This is a genomic window from Kitasatospora sp. NPDC054795 (assembly GCF_053611565.1).
This window is the reverse complement of record NZ_JBSHAP010000011.1, coordinates 64,604-89,889: the sequence shown is the minus strand read 5'-3', so window position 1 is coordinate 89,889 and position 25,286 is coordinate 64,604. Positions and strand designations below refer to the sequence as shown.

The following is a 25,286-nucleotide window of genomic DNA, read 5'->3' as shown; positions in this document are numbered from 1 at the left end:
GCGCCGCCCTGCTCCGCGCCGCTCTGCTCCGCGCCGCCCTGCTCCGCGCCGGCCCGTCCGATCGCGGGCCGTTCGTCGAGGGTCTCCAGGAAGGCGAGCGCACGCTGCCGGGTCTCCTCCAGGAGTTCCGGCAACCGGCTCAGATCGGCGGCGAGTTCGGGGTGCATGACGATTCTCCGTTGATCGACTGGGCGGCGCGCCCGAGGCTAACGGCGGGGCGCGGACGGCGTCCCGGTCCAATCCGGAACGGGTGGCCTGAAACACGCGGGGAGGTGGGGGAATTCGCGCCGTTCGGCCACCTGCCGCGGCTGGCCGTCCAGCGGGTGGAGTTCCTGCAGTCGGTCAGGTCCCGGGGCGACATCGTCAGGATATTCCTCGGGAATCGTCCGGTGTTCGTCCTGAACTCACCGGAGGCCGTCCACGACGTTCTCCTGAAGCAGAGCAGGAAGTTCGGCAAAGGACTGCTGTTCGACGTCGCGCGGCCATTCATCGGGAACGGCATCATCACCTCCGAGCGGGACTGCGCCGGATGATGACGGTCATGCTCGTGTCGACCCTGTTCAGCACCGAACGCCCGGACGGCGCCGCGGCCGTGGCCGAGCCTCGCCGGCGATCTGCTCGACGTCCCGTACGGGACCAGGGCGATGTTCCAGCGCTGCTCCCGGGTGATCATGGACGGGACCGCCGACGCCGGTCGACTGATCCCCGCCTCGGCCGAGTTGAACGAGGCCATGGCGGACATCGTGGCCCGCAACCGGGCCACCCCCGGGGGACGGCGTGCTGGGCGCGGTGGTGCGTCAGCACGGCGCGGAGCTCACCGACGAGGAGCTCATCGGCTTCGGCACCACCCTCCTCGTCGGCGGACACGAGACCACAGCGACCCAACTCGCCCTGAGCGTGCCGGCGTTGCTCCGCCACCCGGACCAGCTCGCCGTCCTCCGTGACGACCCCGAGGCCATCGGTACGGCGGTGGAGGAACTGCTGCGCCATCTCGCCATCCCCGCACCGCTCCTGCGCGCCGCCGTGGCCGACGTCGAGGTCAACGGCCACCGGATCGCCGAGGGCGAGCACGTCCTGCTCTCCCCGCTGACCGCGAACCGCGACCCCGAACTCGTCCCGGAGCAGCCGGACGACCTCGACCTGCGCCGCCGTCCGGTCGCCCAGCTGTCCTTCGGCTTCGGCGCCCACCAGTGCCTCGGCCAGCAACTGGCCCGGCTGGAACTGAGGGTGGCCCTGCCGGCTCTGCTGCGGCGCTTCCCGACCCTGCGGCTCGCCGTCCCCGAGGCCGAGCTCCGCTTCCGTGAGGGGTCGACGGTCTACGGCGTCGAGGAGTTCCCGGTCACCTGGTGACGGGCCCGCGGGGCCGGCGCCCTTCAGCGGGGGAGCCCCGCGCGGGGGAGCTCCGCGCGGCGGACGGCGGGAGAGGCGAGGGCGAGGGCGGCGCCGAGGCAGGAGAGGGCCCCGCAGCCGACGAAGACCGGGGCGGTGCCCCAGGCCCCGACGGCGGCGCCGACCAGCGGATAGGCGAGCGGGGCGAGACCGACCATGGTGAGCATGGTGACGGAAGTGACCCGGCCCAGGTAGGCGGGGTCGGCGGAGGTCTGGATGAGGGTACTGTCCAGGCTCCCGAAGACGCCCGCGCTCAGACCGACCAGGGCGGCGAGGACGGCGGCGGCCCACAGCTGCGGCACGAGCGCCATGGCCGCCGCACCGACGCTGCCCGCCAGCAGGGTGCCCGCCATGGTCAGGCCGGCCCGGGGGAGCCGCCCGGCGACCGCGAGCAGCGCGGCACTGGCGGCGGCCCCGGCGCCGAAGCATCCGACGATCCAGCCGTAGCCGGACGGGCCCCAGCCGCGCTCGGCGTTGAGCAGCACCATGCCGACGTTGAGGGTGCCTGCGAGGCCGAGTTCGCAGACCGCCCCGGCCGCGACCAGCGGGCCGATCAGGGGATGGCGGCGGATGTAGCGCAGCCCGTCGAGGAGTTCGGCGCGCGCGGTGCCGGGCCGGGGCGGGGTGCCGCCCCCGGACGTGGTGTCACCCGGAGGGGCTTCGAGCGGACTGATCCGGACGGAGAGCAGGAGCGGCAGGGAGAGCGCGAAGAGCAGTCCGGCGACGGCGAAGGCGGCGGCCGGGCCGCCCAGGCCCATGGCCAGGCCGCCGAGCGGCGGTCCGGCGATCTGGCCGAGGCGCATCGACAGCGAGCGCAGGCCGGTGACCCGGGCCAGCTGGTCGGGGCCGGTGATCCGGGGCGGGAGGGCGCCGACGGCGGGGACGAACAGGGCGTCCACGGCGCCGAAGACGAGCGCCACCGCGACGAGCAGCCAGAGCGCGGGCGCGGTCAGGGCGATGCCGGCGGCCACCGCGAGGATGAGCAGACAGCGCACGGCGTCGCTGCCGAGGACCACCCGGCGGGGGTCGAGCCGATCGGCCAGGACGCCGCCGCCGAGCATGAGCAGGGCGCGCGGGGCGGCGCCCGCGGCCATGACCAGGCCGATCTCGGTGGGGCCGGCGGAGCGCTGGGCGGACCAGGCGAGGGCCGCGAAGTAGACGCTGTCGCCGATCAGGGAGGCGGTGTACGCGGCGAGCCAGCGCAGCACATTGCCGTCGCGGTGGGCGGGCGGCGCGGCGATCCGGTGGGAGAGGGGCGGTTCGGCGAGGACCATCGGGGACTCCGGAGGGCTGGGACACGGCGGCGCCGGCGTCAGGGGCGGAAGGGGAACCCGTACAGGTGGACGGACACGTGCTCGCGGCCCGCGGTGTCGCCGGCCGCCCCGGCGGCCTTGCCGCGTTCCCGCCAGCGCCGGGCGAGGGCCTGCAACTCCTGTTCCATCTCGGAGAGTTCGGCGGCGGTGAGGTCGAGCAGCCACTCGGAGGTGAAGGCCGCATCGGTCCACTCCTTGCCCCAGGCGGCGCTCTGGTCGAGGTAGGCGCGGTACTGGGCGACCCGGGAGTCGACCAGGCCCTTGGTCACCGCGTTGACGACGGCCGCGCCCTCGGGCGTGCCGGCGAGGTCGGACTCGCGGAAGCCCCAGCCCTCCTCGGAGGCGACCTCCCACCACCGCTCCCGGCCGTCGCTGCGCCGGGCGCTCGCCTCGGTGACGAAGCCCTGTTCGGCGAGCTTGCGCAGGTGATAGCTGACCAGGGACGGAGCCTGGTCGACCTGCTCCGCGAGCTGGGAGGCGGTCGCGCTGCCGGAGGCGTAGAGCAGACGGTAGAGCTGCATCCGCAGCGGGTTGGTGAACGCCTTCAGGCGGGACAGGTCGGTGATCCGGTCGGGCCGGGGCTTCTCGGGCATGCGTCGACGATAGATCTGAAGGAAAAATTGCGCAATAAAAATTTCAGATCTTCGCGTCCCTGCGAACTCCTCGAGCAGAGCACCCGGAACCGAACGTCAGACAGGCTCTGGCAGGCGCACGCCTACGCCAGGCGCGCCGCGGCCAGGGCCAGGGCGCGGTCGAGTGCGGCACCGGCGTCGCAGGGGACGTCGGGCTGGACGCCGACGCCCTCCCAGTTGGTGCCCGAGACCGGGTTGACCGCGCGGGCGAAGGGCACGCTGAGCTCCAGGTGCGGGTGCACCGTCCAGCCCTGGCGCGGGTGGGCGCCGCCACGGGTGACCTCCCCGACGACCTCGGCGCGGCCGAGCTGCTGCAGGTCGTAGGCGAGTTCCTCGCCGCCGGAGAAGGTGTCGGCGCTCGTCAGCACGTAGATCGGCTTGGTGCCGCCGAAGCGGGTGCCGGGGACGAAGGGGGGCGTCCAGGACTGCGCGCCCACCTCGTCCTTCCGCGAGAACATGGTGTTCAGGTGGGTGCGGCCGTCGAGCAGGTAGCCGCAGACGAAGGCGACCGTGTTCGGGTCGCCGCCGGTGTTGCGGCGCAGGTCCAGGATGAGGGCGCGGGCGGGGGCCACCAGGGAGAGCGCCGCGGTCAGCGGCGGTGCCGCCCAGTCCAGCGGGAACAGCTTGGGTCCGATCTCCAGGACCGCGACGCCGTGGTCGAGGAGTTCCACGCGGGGAACGCCGTTCAGGTAGGTGTCGAACTCCCTCCGCACCATGGCGAGTACCGCCGCACCCGGCTCCGGCGGCACCGGTGCGGCGTGGTACTTGAGGCCCAGGTGCAGGTCGCCGTTGACGGACCGCAGGTCGGTGGTGACCGCTTCGGACAACTCCTCGGCGGATTCGGTCCGGTAGGCGCCCTCGGCGCTCCGGCGCCTCAGCAGGTCCGCCAGTTGCCGGGCGACGTCGGGGAAGACGTAGTTCTCACAGACCAGGTCGGCTATCGACTCGGTGACGGTGACGGTGTCCAGGGCGGACGGCGATGTGGTGGAGGTCATGGAGAGGCAGTAGACCAGCGACTTGCCAAAGCGTCAACCATACTTAACGCTTGATCAGGTGAGTCACCGACCGGACGAGACCATCCAGCAGATCAGCGCGCCGCTGCAGCACGCCGCGCTCGCCCACCCCCTGCGCCAGCGCCTGCTCTTCGCCCTGAGCAGCCGTCCGTCGACGATCAGCCGGCTCGCCGCGCAGCTCGGGGCGAACAAGGGCAGCGTCTCGCACCACCTCAGGGTGCTGGGCGAGGCGGGGCTGGTCCAGGACGCGGGAACGCGACGGGTGCGCGGCGGCACCGAGAAGTACTACCGGCGGACCGCCGATCGCTTCTTCGTCGCCGAACCGCAGGTCGAGGGCACGGCCGCGCTGTTCGGCGCCGTCGCCCAGGAGCTGGACCGCTCGCCCGCCGACCACCTTCTGGCACTGCGCCACCTCCGACTCAGCCCGGCCAAGGCTGCGCGGCTCGTCGAGGCGCTGGCCGGACTGGTCGACGAGACGGAGGAGGACACGGAGGGCGAGCCGGTGTACGGCCTCCTGGTGACGCTCTACCAGCAGGCCGGGGCGTAGGAGCGGGCTGCTCCGCCAGGAGGGGCGAGGGGGAGAGGGGCCGGGGGCCGTCAGCGCAGGGTGACCTCGCGGGGGCCGTTGAAGGGGGCCAGGGACAGGACGGTCTTCGGGGTGCGCAGCGCGTCGTGCTCGGAGAAGAGCCGGCGGACGGCGCGGAGGTCGACCGGGCCGACGGTCAGGTGGGCGACCTCGTCGTACGGGGCGTGGGGGGTGTTGGTGGAGCCGGTGCCCCAGGTGTCCCAGAGGAGGGTCTCGACCTTGTTCAGGGCCGCGAGGTCGAGCCGGGTGGAGTGGGCGACGAACCACGCGCCGTTGAGCGGGCCCTCCTCGGGCGGGTGGACGCCGAAGGAACCGGCGGCCGCCCGGTCGGAGCGGATCGTGCGCCAGGCCCGGCCGGCGACCAGGAAGCGGTCGCGCGGAACGTCCATCGGGTCGAAGTCCACCCGCCAGGCGGCGGCGACCTTCGGGTCGGCCAGCTGCGGATCGGCGAGCAGCCAGCCCCGCCGGTCGTCCCAGTACTCGGTGGCCACGTGGTCGCAGTGGAAGCCGTCCGGGCCGAGGTAGCCGGCGAAACCGCAGCGCAACCGGGCGGGGATGCCGACGTGGCGCAGGAAGGAGCAGTGCAGCAGCGCCAGGTCCCGGCAGACGCCGACGAAGCGGTCGGCGGGCGCCCGGGGATGGCTGAGCGGGGCCGGGTCGCGGTCGGTGATCAGGTGCAGGATGTCGTCGAGGTAGCGGGTCTCGGCGTCGTGGTGGAGCCGGTTCGCCGGGATGGGGTGGTGGAACAGCCAGCCTTCGAGGCGATGGATGATCAGGTTCCGGGCGATCCGGGCGAGTCGGCGGGGGTCCTTGGGGAGATCGGCGTAGCGGGGGAGGTGGGCGCCGGGGTCGGAGAAGACGCTCTGTCCGAGGTAGAACGCGGGGAAGTCGGCGGAGGGCACGGGGAGCTCCCATGGGGCTTCGGCCGCATGATCGATGGCTGGGCCGCTGGTGCTCACCGTGGCAAATTTCGGGGGCGATTGTCCAGAAGAGCCCGATGGGCAGGGGTGGTTCGGCAGATCGGTGTCGTTCGGCGGATGGGGGTCGTCCGGTGGGAGGGCGTGGTCGGGTCGATCGGGACGCTTCGGCGGGTCGGGCGGGTCGGGCGGGTCGGGCGGGTCGGGCGGTTCAGTCGGGCGGTTGGCGGGCCGGGGTGGGGACGGCGCCGCCGTCGAGGTACTCGACCCGGACTCCGGGCAGGGTACGGGACCAGGCCCTGGCGAGCGGGGCGAGCCGCTCGGCGGAGAGCGGCATGGGGCCGAGGCCGATCGGGAGGTGGGCGCGGCCGTCGGCCGTCCGGTACGGGTGGGGCCAGGCGTGCAGCCGAGTGGCCCCCGCGTCCTCCAGGGCGGCCAGCAGGGCGCGGATACGGCCCCGGACGAGGCCGAGTGACTCCTCGTCGGTGCCGACCACGGCCCAGGCGGCGTGCCGGCGGTGCAGCGGGGGAGCGGCGAGCAGGGCGGGCCACGGGCTTCCGGCGGCCGTCCCGGTCTGATCGCCGGCTTCCCCGGCCTCGGCGGTCTCGGTGGCTTCCCCGGTCTCGGCGGCCTCGGTGGTCAGTTCCCAGGCGCGGTAGAGCTCCTCGCTGAGCAGATCGCGGGTGTCGGCGCCGACCTGGGTGGTGCAGCTGCGGACCGGGGCGGAGGGGGTGAGGACGGTGAGCGGGCCCGGAGAGGCCGGCAGCGGGTCGTCGGTGAGGGCGACGGGCCGGCGCCAGTCCCAGCTCGCCCAGGTCCCGGTGAAGCGCCGGAAGAGCTCCTCCTCGGGGCTGCCGGTCGCCTCCAGGACCGTCCGGGCGGCCAGCACCGACCAGGCGAGCGAGGGGAGTTGGCCGAACGGAGCGGAGTCCAGGCCGCGCGCCCGGGCCCAGGCCCTGACCTGGCGGGCCAGCCGGACGAAGCGGGCGTGCCGGTCGCCGAGCGCCGTCAGGATCGCCTCGGCGTCCGTGACCGCGCTCAGCGCGACGGCCTCGGCCTCGCCCAACTCCCTGCGGCGCTCGACGGCTCGGGCCGGGTCGAGCGCGCCGGTGAAGACCACCACGAGGTCCACCGCCAGGCTGTCGGCGGTCAGCCGGAGCCCCGGCACCCGGGCGCCGCGCACCTCGCGCAGCCCGCGGGCCCCCGGCAGCGCGGCCGCCACCCGGGCGCGGACGGCGGGCAGATCGGCAGGGCCGGGAAGCGCCGCCACCAGGTCGAGATCGGCCCCGTCCAGCTGGCAGCCGAGCCGCCGGGAGCCGACGGTGTGCACCACGCCCTCGGGCAGAGCCGCCGCGATGCGCCGGGCCAACGCCCGGGCGGTGGAGGTGCGTTGCGGCGACTCCGGGGACGGCGAGGCGATCGGCTGCTCGGGCACCGGCCGCACCTCGCCCGTCCCCAGCGAGACCACCGCGCGCGGCCGCATCGGCTCGGCGCCCCGGCGGGAGAGCACCACCAGCTCGCCGACCCGGGCGGAGGCCCCGGGGAGCCGGGCCGCGCAGTCGGCGGCCACCGGCTGGGGCTCGTCGCTGCGCCCGAGGGTCAGGTGCGGGGTGAAGCCCTCCGCCCGGCCGCGGCAACGCGGGAAGCGGCGCTCCAGCGCGTGCCGCAGCGCCGCCCAGGGCGCGGGGGAGCCGGCGGCCGGGTCCAGCCAGACGGTGGCGTCCTCGCGGTGCCCGAAGGTGTGCACGCCCTCCAGCCGCGCGGTGAACGGTGCCGTCTCGGCGGCGGCCGCACCGAGCAGCGGCAGGGCGCGGTCGAATTCGGACTCCGGGACGAAGCCGAACAGCAGGTTGACGTGCGGGGGCCAGCGGTGCAGCTGTGGGTCGTAGGCCTCGCGCAGGCGCTGGATCGGCGGCCACAGCTCCTCGGGCGGCAGCCAGGCGACGGCGGTGCGGGCGGTGGGTGCGGCGTCGAGGACGTCCGGCGGGCCGTTGTCCGGGTCCTCGTGGTCGAGCGCGAGGTCCACGGCCACGCCGTAGTGGTCGGAGGGCAGGAGCCCGTCCCCGGCCGGGCGGTCGCCGAGCAGGACGGCCGCGGTGGCACGGGTGCCGTCGGCGCGGTGCAGGACGCGGTCCAGGCGGCCCGGGCGGCCGGTCAGCGAGGAGACCGCGGCGAGCGGGTTGGCCGTCGGGTCGAAGGTGGCGGTGTCGTCGGCCGGTCCGTGCACCTGGGTCCAGGCGTCCCGCAGGCCGAGCGCGGCGGCCGGGCCGGCCGGGCCGGAGCGGCCGTCGTTGAAGTCCCCGAGCAGCAGCAGTTCGCCCTCCACGCCCGCCAACCCCTCAGCGAGCCGGGCGAGTTCGGAGCGGCGGCGGGCGGCGCCGTCCGGCGAGTGGTCGCTGCTGAGGTGGACGGCGGCGACGGTCAGCGGCGTGCCGCCGGTCCGTACCGAGAGGGCGGTGACGGCCTTGTGCGGGCCCAGCGCGTGCCGCCCGGCCGCGGCCACCGGCAGCCGGCTGAGCAGCAGCAGGCCGTGGTCGTCGACGTCCGGCCCGAGCGGGTCTGCGCCCAGGGTGTACCCGGCGCGGATCCAGGGGGCCGCCAGCAGCAGGGCGACCAGGGCGGGCTCCACCTCCTGGAGGGCGATGACGTCGGCGTCGGCGGCCTCCAGGGCGGCGAGCAGCAGGGGCCGGCGGCGGGCGGTGGCGATCCGGTCGGCGTCGTAGCGGTCCCACAGGGTGTTCCAGGTGACCACGCGCAGGCCGGTGGCCGCCGGGACGTGCGTGGCCGCCGGGGTGCCGGTGGCCACCCGGGTGTCCGGGCCGGCCCCGGCGGGCCGCCAGCCGCCGCCCGGATGCCAGGCGTGCGGGACGGTCGCGGTGAAGAAGGGCGAGGGCAGCAGGGGCGGGTCGGTGCGGCGCCCGGCCTCGGTGGAGTCGAGCAGGTCCACGCCCGAGGCGCGGTCCCAGACCCGTACACCGTCGGCCTCGACCCAGTGCACCCGGTGCCAGGGGATCTCGCCCGAGGCGGCGAAGGCCTCCAGCGGGACGCGCTCGGTGCGGTCGTCGCGCTGGCGCACGCCCAGGGTGAACCGGGACGGGTCGAAGCGGGCGTCCCAGCGGATCCGCTGGCAGATCTGTTCGATGGGGCGCATCACGCCTCCTCCTCGTCGAGCGTGCCCGCCGTGTCCTCCACGATGCCACCGGGGCCGACGTACCAGGTGCGGTGCGCCTGGCCGGGGTAGGGCGGGCCGAAGCGGTGCAGCTGTGCGGTGAGCACCTCGGCGGGCACCGGGTGCGGGCGGACGGCGTTGCGGCGCACCAGCTCGTCCTCGCCGACCATCAGCACCACCTGGGTGATCAGGGCGTCGCGGCGCTGGGCGACGGCGTGGACGTGGGAGCGCTGCTGGCGGTTGAGCGAGGTGGCGTCCCAGACCGCGGTGGCCGCCTCGCCGTCGCCCGGGGTGCACAGGGCGGCGTCCAGCCGGGCCAGCCCCTCGCGCAGCACCTCGGCGTTGTCGCGCTGGTCGGCGCGCGAGCCCCGGGCGGCGCGCAGGTCGTCCAGCGAGATCCGGGCGGTCACGCCGGTGAGCCCGGCGGCGAAGCAGCTCTTGCCACTGCCGGAGGGGCCGCACAGGTGGACCAGCCGGGGAAAGCGGCCGTCGCGCCAGCGCCAGGTGGCCGCCACGGCCTCCTCGGCGGTGGCGATCCGGCCGAGGGCGTACGCCTCGCGGGCCTGGGCCCAGCAGCGGTCGGCGGCGTCGCGGTCCAGTCCGGCCAGCGCCTCGCGCAGCCCGGCCCGCAACCGGGCGAGCGGAGCCCCGTCGAGCAGCCCGGCGTCCTCGGCGTGCAGCGCCGACCAGGCGACCTGCTCGCGCTCCGCCCGTCCGGGGGCGGCGGTCGCGGCGACGGCGTGCAGCACCCCGAGGTCGGTGGCGGCCGAGAGCCGGACCAGCCCGGCGCGGCGCTCCCCGTCCGGGTACGGCTGCTGGAGGGCCGGGTGCAGCCCGACCAGGTCGGCGACCCGCCGGGCCAGCGGCAGGCCGAGCGGCCCGGCCAGCCGCGGCGCCAGCGACTGCCGGCGGGCGGTGCGCAGCGCGGTGGCGAGCACGCCGGCCAGCCGGGCGTCCCCGCCCCGGCCCAGTTCGTCCAGCCGGGCCGACACCTCGGCCAACTCCTCGGGTGGGAAGGTGAGTTCGGGAAGGTCCAGGGCGGCCGCGAGGGCGGTCGGTTCGGGCAGCGCACCGGAGCGTACGGCCCAGAGCGCCGCACCCGGGCCGAGCCCGTTCTCCACCACGGCGGCGTGCATCCAGTGGGTGTCGGTGCGCACATGCCGCGGGCGGACCCACTTGGCGACCCGCTCGCCGAACTCGGCCCGGGAGAAGCCCCGGACCGTCCGCACCACGTACCCCTCCTGCCGGTCGAGGTCCAACCGCAGGGCGCGCAGGGCCCGTTCGTCGTAGCGGCCGCGCCACAGCACCCGCGGGGTGGGGACGCCGAGGCGGCGCAGGAAGCGGACGGTGTCGTCCCAGTCCAGGCAGTGGTCGCGGCCGTCGTCCCGGCTGTCGTCGTGGCCGTCGTCGCGGCGGTTGTTCCTGCCGTCGCGTTCGCCGCCCGTCCAGACCGAGAAGCCGTAGAACCAGCTCTCCAGATCGGTGTACGGGATCGAATGCCGGGCGAACACGTTCTCGCCGCAGATCCGCCAGCCCTCCGGGACGCGCGGGGCGATCCGCCCCTGGAGGCCCTTCACCCAGGCGCGGGAGGGGTGATGGGCGGAGTCCAGCGAGCGGGCGTGCAGGCCGTCACGGTAGAGCGTGGTGTTCTCGCCGTCGAGCTTCTCGGTGACGACGACCTCGGCGCCGGCCAGCGCGGACAGATCCCCGGTCCGTACGTCGTCCGCCGCGGCGCCCGGTGACCAGGGCAGATGCGGCGTCCGGGGGTAGTGCACACGCATGTCCTGCTCCCTGGGCGTTCTTGATCCGGCCGACACTGTAGGAGCCGCCGCCGAGCCCGGGCCACCGATTAAACGGCGGGTCCCAGGTGTCGAAGGACCTGGCCGACACGCGGGCAGGAACGTCCCTGCACCACCGGACCGCGCCCCCGGGGTCCAATGACGCGACCCGACACAACGTCAACAGGGGAGGCCGACCGGTGGAGACGAGGACGAAGGACGAGGACCCGGTCCGGGTGCTGGACGTGACGAGCGCCGACTACCGCCGGGCGTTCGAACTGTTCCTCGCCGGAACGGACGAGAAGCCGATCACCCACGACCGGCTGAGCGAGATCGTGGCCACCCTGCCGCACCGCCGGGTCCTGCTCGACCTCGGCGCGGGCGACGGCCGCACCACCGCCTACCTGAGCCGCTCCTTCGACCGCGTGATCGCGGTGGAACCCAGCGCCGCGATGCGCGAGAAGCTGGCCGAGGTCTGCCCCGACGCCCTGGTCCTCCCCGACCCGCTCGACCGGGCCGACCCGCCCGAGCGGGCCGACCTCGTCCACCTCTCCCACGTGCTCTACTACGTGCCCGAGGCGGACTGGCTCCGCACCCTCAACCGCGCCCTGGACTGGACGGCCCCCGGCGGCACCCTCCTGGTCGTGCTGCAGAACCCGGAGAGCCCCTGCATGCGGATGGCCGCGCACTTCACCGGCGCCCGCTACGACCTCCGCCCGCTCGCCGACCGCCTGCGCGAGCTCCACCCCGAGCACGGCTACGCCCTCGAAACCCTCGACCTCCACTACCGCGCGCCCGACCTCACCGCGGCCGTGGACGTCGCCGAGTTCATGGTCAACGTCGCCGACCTGGCCACCCTCGACCCCCGCCCCTCCCGCACGGCCCTGGCCGCCTACGTCCAGGACCACTTCGCCCTCCCCACCGGCGGCTTCGCCATCGGCCACACCCAGGACATGCTCATCATCCGCCGCGCCGCCCGGTCCTGAGCCGCCCTCCGGGGCCCGCTGGGGGACGCCGGCGGCAGCGGCCCCTCGCCGCAGCCGCCCCCGTCAGCAACCGGCGCACCCGACCGCCCAGCGGCCGGGCGGCGTGTCGTCAGGCGACCGGCCCAACCGCGCGCGCGTCCGCCCCGCCGACCTGGTGAGCTGTGCCGGGAGTCCGCGACCCGACCGGCCTCCCCGACGGACCGAGGGAGGACCCCGTGCCGGACACGCCGACGTCGTACGCCGACCTGCGCGCCCTGGTGATCAACTGCACGCTCAAGCGCTCCCCGGAGCGCAGCCACACCCAGGGCCTGATCGACGTCAGCACCGGCATCCTGGAACGCCAGGGCGTCGCGGTCGACGTCCTGCGGGCGGTGGACATCGACATCGCCACGGGCGTCTGGCCGGACATGACCGAGCACGGCTGGGAGACCGACGAGTGGCCGGTGATCTACTCCCAGGTGATGGCCGCCGACATCCTCACGCTGGCCGGGCCCGTGTGGCTGGGCGACAACTCCTCCGTGATGAAGAAGGTGATCGAGCGGCTCTACGCCTGCTCGTCGATCCTCAACTCCGAGGGCCAGTACGCCTACTACGGCCGGGTCGGCGGCTGTCTGATCACCGGCAACGAGGACGGCGCCAAGCACTGCGCGATGAACGTCCTCTACAGCCTCCAGCACCTGGGCTACACCATCCCGCCCCAGGCCGACGCGGGGTGGGTGGGGGAGGCGGGCCCCGGGCCGTCCTACCTGGACCCCGGGTCGGGCGGGCCGGAGAACGACTTCACCAACCGCAACACCACCTTCATGACCTGGAACCAGCTCCACCTCGCCCGCATGCTGAAGGACGCCGGCGGCATCCCGGCCCACGGCAACCAGCGCTCCGAGTGGGACGCCGGCTGCCGCTTCGACTTCGACAACCCCGAGCACCGCTGAACCCGACACCTCTGACCGATCCGATGGGGCTCAGGTGAGGGCGTTCTGGTGGAGGGTTGCGACCGTGCTGGTTTCGATGATCCGGCCTGGCGAGACGTCGATGTCCCGTTCGTCGCGCATCCGCCTCAACAGTGGTATCACCTGGGCGGGGCGATAGACGGTCTCCAGGAGGGCGTACTTCTTGAGCTGATTGACGGTGTGTGGAATCGGGTTCGTGCGCAGCTGGTCGAGCAGGGTGCGGCGTAGTGGTCCGGTTCGAGTTCGAGATCGAGGGCCTGCTGGTGGCGGGCGCCGTGCTCTGGAGTGTCGGTTGCTGCTTTGACCTATGACTTTGCGGACAAGGCTGCTGAGCCGCGGCGTCAGTGCCTCTTGGCCAGAACGCCGAGGAACAACTCCCACATCCGGGGGCGGCCATGACTGAGGCCCGCGACGGATGAAGCATCTTTGGACGAGTTACGTCACTGGCTGTACAGACCCCGGCCAGTCGCTGTGGGCGAGGAGTTGACTGGCTTCTGAGACCAGTGCGTCGCAGAAGAGCTTCGACTGGAGACGCAGAGGCTCGGCCTCGGCGAGGTTCGCGGCATCCCTGATCGCGAAGGTTGCCCGGACCGCCTGCTCGGCAGCCTCCGCTAGCTCCGGGCAAATGATCCGCAGAGTAGCGTTCGGGCCGGAGACTGCGCTGCGGGTCTGGTGAACGGCCGGGGTGTACTGTTCGTCGGCCACCGCGACGTCACCGGTTGCGGCGAGAGCTCGAGCCATCCCCTTGGCTCGTATCATCTGGGCTCGGCGGTGGTCTTCTAGGGCTGCTACGAGAGCAGTTACGCTGCTTACGACCTCACTACGTCGGTCCTTGGCATCGGCCAGAGCCTGCGCAGCGCGGGACGTGCGGCTGTTCATCCAGCCGGCGAGCAGCGTCCCGGAGAGCGTGCCGACTACAGCTACCGCGCTCGTGCCGACCGTGGTCCAGGTATTGATGTCCATCACTTTGTCCCCTCCATTCCGTCAACAAGCCACTTCTAGCCTGCTTGCTGAGCCAGTTCGAGCCGGACTGCCCCTATGGCCCATACACGAACCCTCCTAGCCGGCCGTCACCGGATTCGGGGTGTCCGCACCAGGCAGACTCCCAGGATGCCTCGGAGACCATGGACCCAATCCTGCCGGTGGTATCCGGCGGAACGACATTGGCCCGTCTGTTCCGGGGAAAACGCATAGGTCATCCCGGGCGATAGACGCTCCCGCGCGGGTGGGTCCTGTCTCAGATGCCGCGCAGTTGATGAGGGCGTCTTGATGATCGTGGCGGTTCCGCGTGGTCCGCGTTCCAGTCGCAGGTTGCTCACTACCCATCTGGTGGGGCCAGCTCACTGCCCAGTCCTCTTCCGGTGTTGCCTCTGGGGCCTGTTGGCCTCCATGGAGGCCAACAGGTTCCGTTCTCTTGCGGACGCTCTGGCGAATGTGGTGGGTAGGCCCGGCCAACGGCACCGGGTTCGGTCGGCACTGGCCTGCGCCGGCTGTCGGGTGAGCGTCTTCGGTGACGGAGCTCGTGTCCGCTAGGTCGGCCATGCCGCAAGGATTCTTTGGCTGTTGGGGCGGATGCCGATAGGTGATGGGGGAGGAGACACTGAGGCCGCTGTTGCGGTTGGTGTTGTTGACTCGGAGGCCAGGGCATCTCTGAGTGTCGGCCTCAGTCGGAGGGCCGCCCGTTCCCCGTGGGTAGCACAGTCGTGCTGATGGAAATATCGCTAACTCGTTTTGTTTGCAACGTGATTCGAACAGAAAGAGGAAACGGGAAACCCGGCTGATCCCCGCTTAAGCGGCACGTTCGCATGTCAAGATTCAGCCGGAAGCGAGGAGGTCTGCTTCCAGCTCACGTCACGACGGGCGTCTATGCGGTTGGATCCGGGGAACTGGGGGTTGGCATGAGAGTGCCCATGGAGCGGTGCGGCGAGTTTGGTCCAGAACTTCGCAAACGGCGGCTCGCCGCAGGGTTGACACTCACCCGACTTGCTGAACTGCTCAGTTACAGCAAAGGCCACCTCAGCAAGATCGAACGCGGCCACAAGGCGCCGCCGCCGGAACTCGCCCGTCGATGCGACGCTCAGCTCGACGCCGGTGGCGAACTCGAGCAGTTCCTGACGGCCTCGCCCCGGGAACCTCGCCCCGCGGGGGCCGCTAGGACCGAAGCCGTAGAGAACCCGCTGTCACTGGCCGAACATGGAGGTGGCCGATCTTCCGGAAGCCTCGGGCGGCGTCGACTCCTTGCTGTCGGAGCGTCATCTCTGCTCGGCGGCGACCTTGCTGCCCCTCTGCGGCCGGCCGCATTCACGGCGACCGGCCGCGTAGGAACGGCAGTGGAATTCGCTCCGGCCGAGATCTTCCGGGATCAATTCGACCAGATGCGGCGTCTCGGCCAGACCAGTGCCCCCGGTACGCTGCTCCCCCTACTCACTGTCCAGACCCAGACTCTGGGTGACCTCGCGACCCAAGCCGACGCAGCGAACCGCAGCCGACTGCTCGTGCTCGCCGCCCGATATGCCGAGTACGCGGGCTGGATGGCCCAGGAGGCCGGCGACGACTCCTTGGCGCTCTGGTGGACCGCCCAGGCCGTCGAACTCGCGGAGGTTGGAGGCGACCGCCATCTCGCCTCGTACGTCCTGGTTCGGCGCGCGCTGATCGCTTTCTACGCAGGCGATGCGACCCAGACCGTACAGCTCGTCGGGTCGGCACAGAGCGGCAGCCTGCCGCCCAGAATTCGCGGCCTCGCAGCTCAGCGTGAGGCCCAGGGGCACGCCCTCGCCGGGGACGACTACGCCTGTCGGCGCAGCTTGGAACGCGCCCGGAACCTACTGGCCATCGCCGGTGCGGAGGCCGATGAGGGTGCACCCGTCCTCGGCACCGTCAGCCTGGCCGACCCGGCAGCCATGGTCACCGGATGGTGCCTGTACGACCTCGGCCGAGCCGACCAGGCCGCCGAGGTGCTTGACCGTGAATGCCCGAGAATTCCTGGAACCGCAGTCCGCAGTCGTGCACGATACGGCGTTCGACGTGCCCTCGCACACGCTGCCAGTGGAGAGCCGGAGCGAGCCTGCGAAATCGCTTCGGAGCTCCTTCCCTTCGTTCCGGCACTGAGGTCCGCCACCATCCAGACCGACGTCCGGCGGCTTGCCCGGGAACTGCACCGCTTCCGGGCGAACCGGAGCGTTCGGGATCTTCAGCCACTGCTTGCTACCGCGTTGCACCCCTGAACCGTGCCCGCGGTCCGCTCTCCGCCCTCACTCACCGAAGGTGTATCCCGCCATGCCCGATATCTTCGTCAACTACCGCACCAACGACGAGGACGCCACCGCCACCTTGATCGAGCGCGAGCTCTCCCAGCGCTTCGGCACGGATCGAGTGTTCCGCGCCAGCAAATCCATCAGGATTGGCCGTCCCTTCCCTCAGGAGCTGGTGACCGCTGTCCGTCGCAGCAGCGTCCTTCTCGCAGTCATCGGCCAGCGCTGGGCGAGTGCCCGGACCACGGACGGGCGACGCGCGCTAGATGATTCGGAGGACTGGACCCGCAGGGAGATTGTCGAGGCCTTCGAGAGCGGAGCTCTGGTTGTCCCGGTGCTCGTGGGGCGTGCTACGCGGCTCGACCGGCACGGTCTGCCGCCCGAGATCGCCAGGCTCGCCGACTGCCAGTACCGCCGCTTCGATCACCGCGACGCGGACTCCTGCCTCAGCCGCCTCGGTGACGACCTCGCCGAGGAGATTCCCCAACTCGCCGAAGCGGAAAGGATGATCGCTCAACCAGATGGCGGCCTCGGTGGCACCCCATACGGGGTCGGCCGCGGCGGCGGTGTGGTCGACGCCGGTAGCTATCGGCACGATCAGAGCGGTGGCATTGGAGAGGTGGGCCGCAACGTGGGAACGTTCATCAACAACGCCAGCGGGCCGGTGCACACTGGAGGCGGCACGCAGAACAACACCATCCGACACGGAGGCGTCGAGTTCCACGGCGACGGCAGCAACTACGTCGAACGTGGCACTGTCAACAACCGGTTCGGCGGGCGGCGCGACCGCGAGGAACGGCGTCGGTGAGTGACACGGGGGACACCACGTGGATCGGCCGTGCGGCGGGGCAGACTCACACCGGAAGTGGAGCCCAGAACAACTACTACTACTTCGCCTCGGAGCGACTCATTCGCGGCGGCGCCGATCCGCTGCGCATGGCGGTTGATCGTCGTCTTTGGCTGAGTCGGCGTTTCGTTCCTCCGCCCGGGTACGGGGACGCCGTCCGGAGGCTGGAGGAACCAGGTACGGCCGTTCTGCTCTCTGGCACCCCGGGCAGTGGTCGACGCACCGCCGGCGTTGTGCTGTTGCACCGCATGGGCGCCCACGGCGACCCATTCCGTGAGGTCACGCTGGATGGTGAAGGCGACGAGCCGGCGGAACTGGCGGAAGGCGAGCGTGTTCTTGTCGATCTGTCGACCGTCTCTGAACAGGAACTCGTCGACGCACAGGTCATGGTCAGGTCGTACTGGGACAAAACCGGGCGGGTCGGCGGCCGACTGGCGGTGGTCCTGTCCCGGGAACGAGAGCATCTCCTGCAGTCGGACCTACGCCAGCTCCTGGTACGGACCGGCCGCCCCAAGAGCGATGAGGTCATGGCACGGCACCTGTGCTGGGACGGCATCGAGGTGTCGCTTCCGCAACTGCGCGACTCGGCCATCGGCGAGCTCTTGGAGGGTTCGCCCATGGGGGACCTGCAGCGGCTGTCAGAGCTGGTGGTCGAGGCGCGCTCACAGGGGGAAGCCTTCGATGCCTGGGCCGTGAAGGCCGTCGCCGCTCTTCGGGACCGCGGCCACGAGGTTGCCCAGCACATCGCCGGACTGACAGATGGTCGCCAGCGGGCGCTGCTGCTCACGGCGGCGATGCTGGACGGGGCTCCGGTGGATGCGGTGTTCCGGCTCTCCACTGAGCTGCTGATGAGGCTCGGCCACCCGCCGGACGAGCGGCCTCGACTCGACCAGACCGATCTGACCGAGCGCCTGACCGAGCTGCGGGTGAAGGTGAGCCAGGGGCGGATCGGTTTCGACGCCTTGGCGTACGGACCGGCGGTTCGGTCTCATTTCTGGCTCTACTACCCGGACTTGCGATCAGCCTTCGGAGCCTGGGTGGAAGCCGTGGTCAGAGAATCGGAGTGGCTGGACCAGGTCGGGCGCCGGAAGCTGGTCAGCCGGTTTACCGAACAGGCGTTGAGGGCTGGAGACGCCTATGTCCTGACCGATCTGGTCGAGTCGTGGGCGATGGAGACCAGGTTGCTTCCCGAGGCAATGGCAGTGCTGGACCAGGGACTCAGGGATGAGCGATTGGGCGCGGCGTTCAGGGTGAAGATCTACGTCTGGTCGAGGGAGCCGCGGCTGCAGCCGAACATGGTACGAGGTCTGGCGAGAATCTGCGCAGACGTAGTGGCGGCGGATCACCCCGACCAGGCGCTTGTCCGCCTGCACCAGCTTGCGCGGAGGGAGCCTGGGGGTGCACCGCGATATGCCAGGGAGTCTTTGCTGGAACTGGTTCGCAGAGACCAGCGGCTGTACGAGAGGCTGCTCCATCGAGTGCGCGAGGGGATGGAGCAGGGGAAGTTCAGACGCCAGGATGCCGGGATCTTCCTGGAGCTGATGGACCCACCCGCGCCCGAGGCGAGGCGCGAGGAGGTGGCTGCGGGCTGGTACGGGGTGTTCACGGTGGCGGCACCGGAGGAATGGGGGCCCAGGATCACGGCATGGCTCGCGGCGGCCCAGGGGGAGAGGGATGGGGGCGGGTGGCTGATGAGAGTCCTCATCGAGGCTGCCGACGGCAGGCTCGACGTTCTCAGCCGCTGCTACCTGCTGGCTTGTGAGTGGGAGGCCCAGTCGGACGATGAACCGGGGCTGACGAGTCGAGCCGCTGTGGCGGCGCGCTTCTGCCGAGAGATCGACCGTGCGCAGGGCATCGAGCCGTTGGACCTGGCCTCGGCCGGGACGAACGAGGGGAGAAGCGAATGAAGGGTACGGGGAAGGCGCCGCTCGTCGGTCTGGCCCTCGCAGCGGGCCTGATGACCGTGGTTCTCGGAGTCTCGGCCAGGTGGCCGGTCTGGCTCTGGGTCATGCCGGCTGTGATCGCCGTGGTGCTGGCAGCTCTGCTCGCATCGGCGCGATCTCCGGAGCCGGAGCCGGAGCCGGAACTGGAGCCGGAGCCAGAACCGGCGGGCTCGGATGAGCCGCGATGGGAGGAGACCCGCGTGGACGAAGTCGCGTTGCCGAGCCGCGTGCCGGACTACGATTTCTGCTTCTCGGCAGTGGTGTGGTGGCGTCCTATCCCGAACGCGACCGGACTGGTGCACGCAGACCCTGCCAGTTTGGCGATCGAGACAGTGCTGGCTCGCGCCCGCGAGTTGGCCGAGCGCGAGGTTCCCCAGCGGCTGGGCCTGCTACAGCACCGTCTGAACGGCGTGCTCGGTACACAGATCCGGGACGTGTCGGGCCTAGTGGAGGCCATGGGCGGTCAGGTCGAGCTGAGGTTGTCGGAGGATGATCGGGAACGGTTGGGGAAACTCTCCGAGGTGCGGAAGACCGAGGAGGTCTGGGAGCACGAACGGCGGTATGAGCAGAGCAGGCGGGCCTACCTCGGCGGCGATGTCCTGAAATCGCCTGGCAGTGCAGTGGTGTGGTGGTTGGCCCGTCACGACGACAAGGTCACGGAGGCGGTCGACATGATCGGTCCACTCGCGCAGCTCTCAGCGGCAGCCAATGACGAGGCTGTGGACGAGCTGTACGCACACCTGATCGCACAGCCGATGTCGCAGACGATCCCGTCCTTGGACGAGGAGGCGCCCTTCCGGCGTGGTGAGGACGACGACGGGGTGGGCGGTGTCGAGATGGGGCCGTCCGGTCACCCAGGGCCTGCGGGTCCGACCTCCGGGCCGGTCGTGGTCGGTCCGTTGAACCAGCTGCTGGACGATATCGAGTTGAAGAAGGGCTCCCCTGCGAGGGAGGTCTATGCGCGCCGGGTGGCGGAGTTCACCGATGCAGCGGGCCTGCCCGAAAAAGCCAGGCTGATCCGGGAAGGTCTACTGGGCGATGAGGGAGGTTGCCCCGGGCACGTGTCCGGTCACGAACAGCCGGCCGAAGAGGCGAATGACGGGCCGGGCGTGCGCTGGACAAAGGTCAACGGAGCGGTGAACGGGACATCGTCGGGAGCCAGGGGCGGAGCGCAGGACTAGCGAGATTCTGACTGTTAGGTCCTCTTTGGTGGGGCGGCATGATGTCGGCGTGACGAGCACGGTGAATCGTGCGGTCCTCGGCCGCCACCCCGATCGATCGCCTCGCATGGGACCTCGGTAGAGCTCATCGCAGAGTTCATAGCTTTGTGGCACTTTGTCCGGCCAGGTCAAAGGGTAAGCGGTTCACGCCAGCATGGAGCGGGTGGAAGGCGGCCGCCAAGCATCACTATTCGGCCAGCAGCCGTCTACATCGGATGACCTCCTGAATCGTAGTCGCTGTTTCAGGCTCCTTCCAGAGATCTCTCCTGGTCAGATAGGGTGCCAGAGTGTTCCGCCGATCTGGCTGGGAGACAACTCCTCCGTGATGAAGAAGGTCGTCGAGCGGCTCTACGCCTGCTCGTCGATCCTCAACTCCGAGGGCCAGTACGCCTACTACGGCCGGGTCGGCGGCTGCCTGATCACCGGCAACGAGGACGGCGCCAAGCACTGCGCGATGAACGTCCTCTACAGCCTCCAGCACCTGGGCTACACCATCCCCCCGCAGGCCGACGCCGGCTGGGTCGGCGAGGCAGGCCCCGGCCCCTCCTACCTCGACCCCGGGTCGGGCGGCCCGCAGAACGACTTCACCAACCGCAACACCACCTTCATGACCTGGAACCAGCTCCACCTGGCCCGCATGCTGAAGGACGCCGGCGGCATCCCGGCCCACGGCAACCAGCGCTCCGAGTGGGACGCCGGCTGCCGCTTCGACTTCGAGAACCCCGAACACCGCTGATCCGCCGGGCATTTGTGATCTCGGGCTGGAAGCCCGGCCGGGTGTGGTTATTGATCAGAAACTCAATTGGTTCTCGTCGAGGGTGTAGCGGACCTGCGGACCGTGGAAGTAGCCGCGGACGATGTGGGGTTGGCGCTGGCGTCGGTGGAAGAAGCGCCGGGCTTGGGCTGCCAGTTCAGCCTGGTTCCGGGCCCGGTTGCTCATGGGCAGGCTGCGCTTGAGGTCGGCGTTGACCAACTCGTCGGGATTCAGCTCAGGCGAGTATGACGGCAGGAAGTGCAGTTCGACCTGGTCGGCGTGGTCGGCCAGCCACGTGCGGACCGTCTTGCTGCGGTGGGCCGAGTGCCGGTCCACGACGAGGTGGACCTTGCGGTCGAAGTGGCCGGCAAGCCGGTCGAGGAAGCGGCACATGACCTGCGCGTCGAAGGTGCCGGTGAAGACCATGAAGTGCATGCGGCCCTTGGTGCTGATCGCGGACATGGCGTTGACCGAGAAGCGCTTCCCGGTCCGGCGCACGATCGGGGTCCGCCCCTTGGCGCCCCAGGTCCGGCCGGTGACCTGGTCGGAGCGGATGCCGACCTGATCGGCGAACAGCACCTCGGCGCCCTCGGCCTTCGCCTGTGTGCGGATCGCGGGCCAGGTCTCCTCCAGCCAGCCGCGCACCGCCTCGGGATCCTGCTCGACGGCGCGCTTGTCCGGACGCTGGAACGACAGCCCCCAGCGGTGCAGGTACTTGCCCACCCCCGGCTCGGTCAACCGGACCCGGTACAGCTTCGCGATCAGCGCACCTACCTGGGAACGTGTCCACAACTGCCCCGAAAGTCCCAGGTCACAGGGCTGGTGGTCGAGGACGGCCTGCCGGATTGCCGCTTGCTCGGCCTCGGACAGCACCTGATGCTCTCCGACCCGCCGCCCACGCGGACGCCCGATCAGCGCCTCTCGCCCGCCGTCCAGCCACTTCGCCCACCAGCCGTCAACCGCCTTCAGCGAGACCTGGAACACCGCCGCAACGTCCTCCCGGTCCCGGCCTTCCACCAACGCAGCCACCGCCCGCAGCCGCAACGCTTCCTGTGCCGACGGTGACAAGTGCCGTGCGTCCCCCACCAGTTCGCTCACGCGGTGTTCAACGACCCAGAACCCCTACCGTTTCGGATCAATAACCGATATGTGGTGGAACTTCATCGGCCGATCCGGTGATGAGATCGTACAGGCGCGAACGGACTGGGAGAAGGTTCCCGGTTCGGTGAAGTGCACGGCTACGACGGTGCCCGCCTCCCCGCCCCGGAGCTGCCGTCGATCCCCTTGAAGTCGCGCGGGCGGGTGCGCTGACCTGCGGAAACGTGGCTTGTGGGGTTGCGTTCGACGCTTCCTGGCCGGTGTACTCCGGGCGCGCCTCAGGGCCTGGCGCGGTGGCGCCCCGGCGTCGTGCGGGCCGCTCTGGAGGTTTGACATGAGGGCTCGCCGATTCTCATGTTCGGCCACGTGTGGCAGGGTCTGATCGGATCGATGCTGACCTTTTGCTGACCTATCTGACGTTGAGTCAGCCAACTGGTCTCGACCAATATCCCAGTGCTGCGTTCGCCGCCAGTTGTCTTTTCGGGTCTCAGCGCCTGCTGGGACCTGTGAATTCCAGCAGTGGGTTGGTGACGGCCTCTGCGGTGCCGAAGTGACCGCCGCTGTTGTGGGCGAGCAGGTAGCGAACGCCGTCGCGATGCAGGCGTACGTCTACGTCGCCAACCAGGCGGGCCAGTGCGTCGTCCCGCTCGCCACCTCCGCCGCCGTCCTGGTGGACGAGGCAGGGATGGCGGGCACCCTCAACCTGGACAACCTCGTCAAGATCGCCGCTCAGCGCGGCGCGACCGTACGCGTGCCCACCGCTGGATGTAGCGGGCAGCGAGGTCGGCGGCATGGAGAGGGTGGGGGAGCCGGGTGGCCACGTTTGTGTGGAGATGGGCCGTGCGCAGGGACTGAACGTACATGGCCCATTCGGCGGGGTCGTCATCGGGCTGGAGGAAGGCCGGGGTGATCTCCAGGGCGTTGGTGTTCCAGCCCCGGCGGCGGGCGGCGGGCGGCGCGGGGTGTGGCGTGGTCGAACTTGGTGACGGCGATCGGGCCCTTGCCCTGGACGGGTTTGGGGGCGTCCCCCAGCCGGCCGTCGGAAGGCCTGCCCCACGATTCCTCGCGGGGCAGGCGTGGAATGTCAACGGCCAAGTTTCAGCCTGAAGTCGAGATGGCGTGATGTTGATCTCCGATGCTGAGGACAGCCGAGGCCCGCCTCGCCTGGTACTTGATGTCCCCCAGAAGTACATAGCCGCTTTCTCGTGCCGAGAACGGGGCCGGGAGAAGGCCCTCGTCGAATCCCTCGGAGGTGACGATATCCAGCTCGACGTACGAGGACGGCTCGGAGATGAACCGGGTCAGCTCCAGAGGAAACCATGCGGTATCGGTTTTGAACGAGTAGTGAACACTGCCGCCAGGTGCGAAGTTGACAAACTCTGACGAGTCTTCCCGCGCGTTGTGGAAATATGAGCGAAGGAACAGGTCCTGACGCCCGCCGTTGTAGACGATCACGGCACGCTGGAGTACCAGGCCGCAGGCCACGAATGATCCCGGATCAGTGACGCTCGGATGGTCCACCAGCGCCATGAAGATGGTATTGCCGTTCTTGAGGTAGCTGTCGTAGACGCTCAGGGCTTCGGGCTCCATCTCGATTCCATGGCGTCCCTGCCAGCGCACCGGCTCGTCGGGAGTCCACGCAGTGCAGGCGTTGAACACCTCGGACGTGCGAAGGTTCTTCAAGTACTTCTCGGGGTAGTCCGACGGAATCCCGGGCCCGGTGGCCTGCTCGACCCGCTCGAAGATATCGCCGTTCGCCACCCTCACCCGTGCCTCTTCGGGGGCGGGTCCCGACCATGTGACGACGAGTCCGCCGGCATGATTCGCAGCCGTACGGTAACCGTTCCGTCACGGCTGCGCGTCACGACGGGACCAGTCGGGCGCCGCTTCCTCAAGACTGTGTCGTCGGACCGGTCGGTCAGCGGTTCACCGCCCGCATGCCGTCCTCGTCGTAGCGTTCGCCCGCCGCTTCGGGCAGTTCGGCGTCGATGCGGGCCAGGTCGTCCGCGGTGAGCTCGACGTCGACGGCGCCCGCGTTCTGGTCCAGATAGGTGCGGCGCCTGGTGCCGGGGATCGGCACGAGGTCCTCGCCGCGGGCCAGGACCCAGGCGATCGCCAGCTGGGCCGGGGTGACGTCCTTCTCCGCGGCGATCTCGTTCACCTTCTCCGCGAGCTTGAGGTTGGCCGCCAGATTCGCCCTGGTGAAGCGCGGGTTGGTGCGGCGGAAGTCGTCCTGGTCCAGCTCGTCCGGGGAGCTGAAACGGCCCGCGAGGAAGCCGCGGCCGAGCGGGGAGTACGGCACGAAGCCGATGCCGAGTTCCCGGCAGGCGGGGAGCACCTCGGCCTCCACGTCCCGCGTCCAGAGCGAGTACTCGCTCTGGACGGCGGTGACCGGGTGGACGGCGTGGGCGCGGCGGATGGTCTCCGCGCTCGCCTCGCTCAGCCCGATGTGGCGGACCTTGCCCTCGGCGACCAGTTCGCCGAGGGCGCCGACGGTCTCCTCGATGGGCACGTTCGGGTCGACCCGGTGCTGGTAGTACAGGTCGATGCGGTCGGTGCCGAGCCGCGCGAGTGAACCGTGGACGGATTCGCGGACGTGCTCGGCGGAGCCGTCCTGGCGGCCCACGGTCGACATGTCGCCCGGTACGGCGCCGTCCATCCGGTAGTTGAACTTCGTGGCGATCACGTACTCGTCGCGGTGTCCCCGGACGGCCTCGCCGACCAGGGACTCGTTGGTGAGCGGTCCGTAGACCTGTGCCGTGTCGAGGAAGGTGATGCCGAGGTCGAGGGCGTGCCGGATGGTCGCGGTGGCCTCGTCCTGGTCGGCCGTGCCGTAGAAGGCGGACATCCCCATGCAGCCGAGGCCGATGGCCGACACCTGGAGGTCCCGCAGACTGCGCTGTCGCACGTGAGCTTCCCTTCGTCCCGTCTCTGCCGTGGCCCGGCGCCGTCGTGGCGCCCCGGTCCGGGTGACCGGTCGGCCCCGTCTCCTCGGAGCGGACCCTACGGTGCCGGCGCCCTCCGGAGGCGGACCGGCACGACCGGATGCGGGCACCCGTGCGCGGTGGGCCCGCAGGTGTGGCCCTCCCCGACTGCGGCGTCCGTCACCGGTGGTGCCGGAGAGGGAGCGGGGGTGCCGGAGAGGGAGCGGGGGTGCCGGCGAGGGAGCGGGGGTGCCGGCGAGGGAGCAGGGATGCCTGTCGGCGCGGCGCCTCGGCGAAGCCCCGCACGCCGGTCACGACGTCCGCTGTTTTCCGTCAGGCCGGGCCCGGGCCGCTCGCCCGGCTCGACCTGGATCACCGGCGCCTTTCGGTCGCGCAATCATTTTCGGCCGTAATCGAATCCTCGACGGTTCGCGCCGCATTCGACCCCCCTATCCTCGTGCCCGATCGCAGCTCTGTCGGAGCCAGGCGACACACGCACGGAATTCCCGCCCAAAC

Annotated in this window: 21 protein-coding genes and 3 pseudogenes; 12 read left to right on the top strand and 12 right to left on the bottom strand. The window is 71.0% G+C overall.

Annotation, left to right across the window (positions count from 1 at the left end; all coding sequences use genetic code 11):
• The first annotated feature begins 272 nt into the window (after window positions 1-272).
• Together ACWGJO_RS06350 and ACWGJO_RS06345 are read left to right on the top strand one after the other, a co-directional pair.
• Window positions 273-533 carry a cytochrome P450 gene (locus tag ACWGJO_RS06350; RefSeq protein ID WP_452182427.1) on the top strand — a complete coding sequence of 87 codons (261 nt, stop codon included), beginning with the start codon at window positions 273-275 and terminating at the stop codon, window positions 531-533.
• Window positions 534-789: 256 nt separating this feature from the next.
• Window positions 790-1,350 carry a cytochrome P450 gene (locus ACWGJO_RS06345; RefSeq protein ID WP_452182426.1) on the top strand — a complete coding sequence of 187 codons (561 nt, stop codon included), beginning with the start codon at window positions 790-792 and terminating at the stop codon, window positions 1,348-1,350.
• 23 nt (window positions 1,351-1,373) lie between these two features.
• Here ACWGJO_RS06345 and ACWGJO_RS06340 read toward each other — a convergent pair whose 3' ends face one another.
• The 3 genes from ACWGJO_RS06340 to ACWGJO_RS06330 all read right to left on the bottom strand — a co-directional run bounded on the left by ACWGJO_RS06340 (window position 1,374) and on the right by ACWGJO_RS06330 (window position 4,329).
• Window positions 1,374-2,663 (bottom strand): MFS transporter, encoded by a 1,290-nt coding sequence (locus ACWGJO_RS06340; RefSeq protein WP_452182425.1) that lies wholly within the window; start codon window positions 2,661-2,663, stop codon window positions 1,374-1,376.
• Between the two features lie 38 nt (window positions 2,664-2,701).
• Window positions 2,702-3,295 carry an ArsR/SmtB family transcription factor gene (locus ACWGJO_RS06335; RefSeq protein ID WP_452182424.1) on the bottom strand — a complete coding sequence of 198 codons (594 nt, stop codon included), beginning with the start codon at window positions 3,293-3,295 and terminating at the stop codon, window positions 2,702-2,704.
• Between the two features lie 122 nt (window positions 3,296-3,417).
• Complete coding sequence (locus ACWGJO_RS06330; protein WP_452182423.1) at window positions 3,418-4,329, bottom strand: S41 family peptidase; 912 nt, start codon at window positions 4,327-4,329, stop codon at window positions 3,418-3,420.
• A 58-nt stretch (window positions 4,330-4,387) separates the two neighbouring features.
• Between ACWGJO_RS06330 and ACWGJO_RS06325 the strand changes: the two genes are divergently transcribed.
• The gene (locus ACWGJO_RS06325; RefSeq protein WP_452182422.1) at window positions 4,388-4,894 is read left to right on the top strand and encodes an ArsR/SmtB family transcription factor; all 507 of its coding nucleotides are present in this window, start codon (window positions 4,388-4,390) and stop codon (window positions 4,892-4,894) included.
• Between the two features lie 50 nt (window positions 4,895-4,944).
• On the opposite strand, the gene ACWGJO_RS06320 is transcribed toward ACWGJO_RS06325, so the two are convergent.
• The 3 genes from ACWGJO_RS06320 to ACWGJO_RS06310 all read right to left on the bottom strand — a co-directional run bounded on the left by ACWGJO_RS06320 (window position 4,945) and on the right by ACWGJO_RS06310 (window position 10,800).
• Window positions 4,945-5,835 (bottom strand): transglutaminase-like domain-containing protein, encoded by an 891-nt coding sequence (locus ACWGJO_RS06320; protein ID WP_452182421.1) that lies wholly within the window; start codon window positions 5,833-5,835, stop codon window positions 4,945-4,947.
• 226 nt (window positions 5,836-6,061) lie between these two features.
• The gene (locus ACWGJO_RS06315) at window positions 6,062-9,001 is read right to left on the bottom strand and encodes an RNA repair domain-containing protein (RefSeq protein WP_452182420.1); all 2,940 of its coding nucleotides are present in this window, start codon (window positions 8,999-9,001) and stop codon (window positions 6,062-6,064) included.
• Window positions 9,001-10,800: an RNA ligase family protein gene (locus ACWGJO_RS06310; protein ID WP_452182419.1), complete on the bottom strand. Its 1,800-nt coding sequence runs from the start codon at window positions 10,798-10,800 to the stop codon at window positions 9,001-9,003. Before ACWGJO_RS06310 ends, ACWGJO_RS06315 begins: the two co-directional genes overlap by 1 nt.
• Before the next feature lie 197 nt (window positions 10,801-10,997).
• Between ACWGJO_RS06310 and ACWGJO_RS06305 the strand changes: the two genes are divergently transcribed.
• Window positions 10,998-11,783: a class I SAM-dependent methyltransferase gene (locus ACWGJO_RS06305; RefSeq protein WP_452182418.1), complete on the top strand. Its 786-nt coding sequence runs from the start codon at window positions 10,998-11,000 to the stop codon at window positions 11,781-11,783.
• Window positions 11,784-11,998: 215 nt separating this feature from the next.
• Window positions 11,999-12,715 (top strand): flavodoxin family protein, encoded by a 717-nt coding sequence (locus ACWGJO_RS06300; protein ID WP_452182417.1) that lies wholly within the window; start codon window positions 11,999-12,001, stop codon window positions 12,713-12,715.
• A gap of 453 nt (window positions 12,716-13,168) precedes the next feature.
• Here ACWGJO_RS06300 and ACWGJO_RS06295 read toward each other — a convergent pair whose 3' ends face one another.
• Complete coding sequence (locus ACWGJO_RS06295; protein WP_452182416.1) at window positions 13,169-13,696, bottom strand: hypothetical protein; 528 nt, start codon at window positions 13,694-13,696, stop codon at window positions 13,169-13,171.
• A gap of 842 nt (window positions 13,697-14,538) precedes the next feature.
• Here ACWGJO_RS06295 and ACWGJO_RS06290 point away from each other — a divergent pair.
• The 6 genes and pseudogenes from ACWGJO_RS06290 to ACWGJO_RS06265 all read left to right on the top strand — a co-directional run.
• Window positions 14,539-14,823: pseudogene (locus tag ACWGJO_RS06290) on the top strand (helix-turn-helix domain-containing protein); the annotation flags it as partial.
• Window positions 14,824-15,063: 240 nt separating this feature from the next.
• Complete coding sequence (locus tag ACWGJO_RS06285) at window positions 15,064-15,957, top strand: DNA-binding protein (protein WP_452182445.1); 894 nt, start codon at window positions 15,064-15,066, stop codon at window positions 15,955-15,957.
• Window positions 15,958-16,009: 52 nt separating this feature from the next.
• A complete protein-coding gene (locus tag ACWGJO_RS06280; RefSeq protein WP_452182414.1) occupies window positions 16,010-16,792 on the top strand; it encodes a toll/interleukin-1 receptor domain-containing protein in 783 nt (260 codons plus the stop codon).
• Window positions 16,789-18,738 (top strand): hypothetical protein, encoded by a 1,950-nt coding sequence (locus tag ACWGJO_RS06275; protein ID WP_452182413.1) that lies wholly within the window; start codon window positions 16,789-16,791, stop codon window positions 18,736-18,738. The genes ACWGJO_RS06280 and ACWGJO_RS06275 overlap by 4 nt, the downstream gene beginning before the upstream one ends.
• Entirely contained in the window at window positions 18,735-19,955 is a 1,221-nt protein-coding gene (locus tag ACWGJO_RS06270; RefSeq protein ID WP_452182412.1) for a hypothetical protein, read from the top strand. Before ACWGJO_RS06275 ends, ACWGJO_RS06270 begins: the two co-directional genes overlap by 4 nt.
• Before the next feature lie 334 nt (window positions 19,956-20,289).
• Window positions 20,290-20,730, top strand: a pseudogene (locus ACWGJO_RS06265) (flavodoxin family protein); the annotation flags it as partial.
• 54 nt (window positions 20,731-20,784) lie between these two features.
• On the opposite strand, the gene ACWGJO_RS06260 reads toward ACWGJO_RS06265, so the two are convergent.
• Window positions 20,785-21,846, bottom strand: a complete 1,062-nt coding sequence (locus ACWGJO_RS06260; protein WP_452182407.1) for an IS630 family transposase — start codon at window positions 21,844-21,846, stop codon at window positions 20,785-20,787.
• A 49-nt stretch (window positions 21,847-21,895) separates the two neighbouring features.
• Here ACWGJO_RS06260 and ACWGJO_RS06255 point away from each other — a divergent pair.
• Window positions 21,896-22,059 (top strand): annotated as a pseudogene (locus tag ACWGJO_RS06255) (pirin family protein); the annotation flags it as partial.
• A 274-nt stretch (window positions 22,060-22,333) separates the two neighbouring features.
• Here the strand turns inward: ACWGJO_RS06255 and ACWGJO_RS06250 are convergent.
• From ACWGJO_RS06250 to ACWGJO_RS06235, 4 genes are all read right to left on the bottom strand, one after another.
• Window positions 22,334-22,639 carry a hypothetical protein gene (locus tag ACWGJO_RS06250; RefSeq protein WP_452182444.1) on the bottom strand — a complete coding sequence of 102 codons (306 nt, stop codon included), beginning with the start codon at window positions 22,637-22,639 and terminating at the stop codon, window positions 22,334-22,336.
• A complete protein-coding gene (locus ACWGJO_RS06245) occupies window positions 22,563-23,039 on the bottom strand; it encodes an RNaseH domain-containing protein (RefSeq protein WP_452182411.1) in 477 nt (158 codons plus the stop codon). The genes ACWGJO_RS06250 and ACWGJO_RS06245 overlap by 77 nt, the downstream gene beginning before the upstream one ends.
• On the bottom strand, window positions 22,945-23,613 hold the full coding sequence (locus ACWGJO_RS06240) for a hypothetical protein (protein ID WP_452182410.1): 669 nt from the start codon (window positions 23,611-23,613) through the stop codon (window positions 22,945-22,947). The genes ACWGJO_RS06245 and ACWGJO_RS06240 overlap by 95 nt, the downstream gene beginning before the upstream one ends.
• A 151-nt stretch (window positions 23,614-23,764) precedes the next feature.
• Window positions 23,765-24,754 carry an aldo/keto reductase gene (locus tag ACWGJO_RS06235; protein WP_452182409.1) on the bottom strand — a complete coding sequence of 330 codons (990 nt, stop codon included), beginning with the start codon at window positions 24,752-24,754 and terminating at the stop codon, window positions 23,765-23,767.
• Window positions 24,755-25,286 lie beyond the last annotated feature (532 nt).

Excerpts from the sequence above, each read along its gene's own strand:
- ACWGJO_RS06340 (WP_452182425.1), bottom strand. The coding sequence starts at position 2,663 with ATGGTCCTCGCCGAACCGCCCCTCTCCCACCGGATCGCCGCGCCGCCC.
- ACWGJO_RS06335 (WP_452182424.1), bottom strand. The coding sequence starts at position 3,295 with ATGCCCGAGAAGCCCCGGCCCGACCGGATCACCGACCTGTCCCGCCTG.
- ACWGJO_RS06330 (WP_452182423.1), bottom strand. The coding sequence starts at position 4,329 with ATGACCTCCACCACATCGCCGTCCGCCCTGGACACCGTCACCGTCACC.
- ACWGJO_RS06315 (WP_452182420.1), bottom strand. The coding sequence starts at position 9,001 with ATGCGCCCCATCGAACAGATCTGCCAGCGGATCCGCTGGGACGCCCGC.
- ACWGJO_RS06310 (WP_452182419.1), bottom strand. The coding sequence starts at position 10,800 with ATGCGTGTGCACTACCCCCGGACGCCGCATCTGCCCTGGTCACCGGGC.
- ACWGJO_RS06295 (WP_452182416.1), bottom strand. The coding sequence starts at position 13,696 with ATGGACATCAATACCTGGACCACGGTCGGCACGAGCGCGGTAGCTGTA.
- ACWGJO_RS06280 (WP_452182414.1), top strand. The coding sequence starts at position 16,010 with ATGCCCGATATCTTCGTCAACTACCGCACCAACGACGAGGACGCCACC.
- ACWGJO_RS06270 (WP_452182412.1), top strand. The coding sequence starts at position 18,735 with ATGAAGGGTACGGGGAAGGCGCCGCTCGTCGGTCTGGCCCTCGCAGCG.
- ACWGJO_RS06250 (WP_452182444.1), bottom strand. The coding sequence starts at position 22,639 with ATGCCGCCGACCTCGCTGCCCGCTACATCCAGCGGTGGGCACGCGTAC.
- ACWGJO_RS06245 (WP_452182411.1), bottom strand. The coding sequence starts at position 23,039 with ATGTACTTCTGGGGGACATCAAGTACCAGGCGAGGCGGGCCTCGGCTG.